Genomic DNA, 1,744 nt, shown 5'->3' on the forward strand with positions numbered 1-1,744 from the left:
TATCCATGATGGTAGACCTCAAGGTGATGGCCTACTTCAAGATTAGCCTTTCAACACGTAATTGGGACAGAGCCAAAAAAAACCGCCGCAGGGCGCGACGGTGGGGAAAGTGAGTTCGCGTCATCCTGACGGCAAACTGTCGATGCGAGTTCAGGCATGTATCGACGGAGGCAGTATGCCAGCCAGAGCCCCTCAGACTATGTCAGCTTCGCGGTATTTTGTGACAAAGTGTGGCAAGCACTGGCGTGGCCCAATTCCCCCTACTTTGTTATGCTGCCCCTTCAAAATATGAGGGGAGAGAAGATGAAGTACCCGGTCGATACCCACACTCACACCATTGCCAGCACCCATGCCTACAGTACCATCCACGACTATCTGCCCATCGCCAGGGCCAAGGGGATCAAGCTGTTCGCCACCACGGATCATGGCCCCGAGATGGCCGATGCCCCTCATGTCTGGCACTTTGCCAACTTGCCGATATTGCCAAGAGTGGTGGATGGGGTAGGGATCCTGCGGGGTATCGAGGCCAACATCAAAAACCTGGAGGGGGAGATCGATTTTCCCGAGCGCTATGAGTCGCGCCTCGACATGATCATGGCGGGTTTTCATGAGCAGGTATTCCCTCCCTGCGATCAGGCTACCCACACCCAGGCGATGATCAACGCCATCAAGAGCGGTCGGGTCGACATGATCAGCCACCCGGGTAACCCCGCATTTCCCATCGACATTCAGGCGGTGGTCAAGGCGGCTGCGGACTATCGGGTGGCGCTGGAGATCAACAACTCCTCCTTCATTCACTCGCGCCCGGGTAGCGAAGGCAACTGCCGCGCCATCGTCGAAGCCGCGCGAGATCTGGGGGCCTACCTCACCTTCGGCTCCGATTCCCACGTCGCTTTCAGCCTCGGCGATTTTGACCACTGCCACCGTCTGGTGACCGAAGCGGGCTTCCCGCTGGAGCGGGTCTTGGTGCGTTCCCCCCGCGCCCTGCTCGATTTCCTCGAGAGTCGCGGCCGCGCCCATATCCCCGAGTTTGCCGATCTGTAAATCGGGCTCTAACACCATGAGCCAACTCATAAAATCGAGTTGGCTCAATTGACTTGCCGGTCATTTTTTATGAATGTGGAGAGCAACAAGCCGGTATAGCTCAGTTGGTAGAGCAGCGCATTCGTAATGCGAAGGTCAGGAGTTCGATTCCCCTTATCGGCACCATATAAAACAAAGGGTTGGCTTCTTGGTAAAGCTAGCTCTTTAGCGCATTTGCCCAACACCATGCCCAACACTTCACAGTGTATAGGCTGCCCATGACGGGCGGCTAACTTGTCTTGTACGCAAGAGAGAACACCAGAGGAAAATAAAAGAATCGAGGGGGGATAGGATAGGTCTGTTCGATTATGGGGGAAAATTGCATGGAGGGGAGCAGGGGGTAAGGGAGGTCTTCTTATATATGCAATGAGGCTTGAAAAAATCTCACAGAAAATATGACAAATGGCCCCCTCTGCAAGAGTCAATACAACCCCATGAGCATACTGGCTATAGGGGATAGTAATCAGATGGGGGCTGCATGTCTTGAGAGGCGTGAGGGGTAAAGTACCTCTTCTCTATCACCGGATTACTTCATCTTTCACGGCTTCATAGTAGGAATAGTGGGAGTATCGAGCGCATAAGGGTGTAGTGGTCTAATCATCCCGGACACCATTTTAGGTGGTACAGTCGCCACCATGACCTGAGGTGTTCAATGACAAGA

At 54.0% G+C, this 1,744-nt stretch carries 1 protein-coding gene and 1 tRNA gene; both read left to right on the forward strand.

What is annotated here, in order from left to right:
• Positions 1–303 precede the first annotated feature (303 nt).
• Entirely contained in the window at positions 304–1,044 is a 741-nt protein-coding gene (locus G5332_RS20185; RefSeq protein WP_421259634.1) for a phosphatase, read from the forward strand.
• Positions 1,045–1,133: 89 nt separating this feature from the next.
• Positions 1,134–1,209, forward strand: a tRNA-Thr gene (locus tag G5332_RS20190).
• Positions 1,210–1,744: the final 535 nt, after the last annotated feature.

The organism is Aeromonas sp. 603757, from assembly GCF_049171255.1.
GTDB lineage: Bacteria > Pseudomonadota > Gammaproteobacteria > Enterobacterales > Aeromonadaceae > Aeromonas > Aeromonas veronii_A.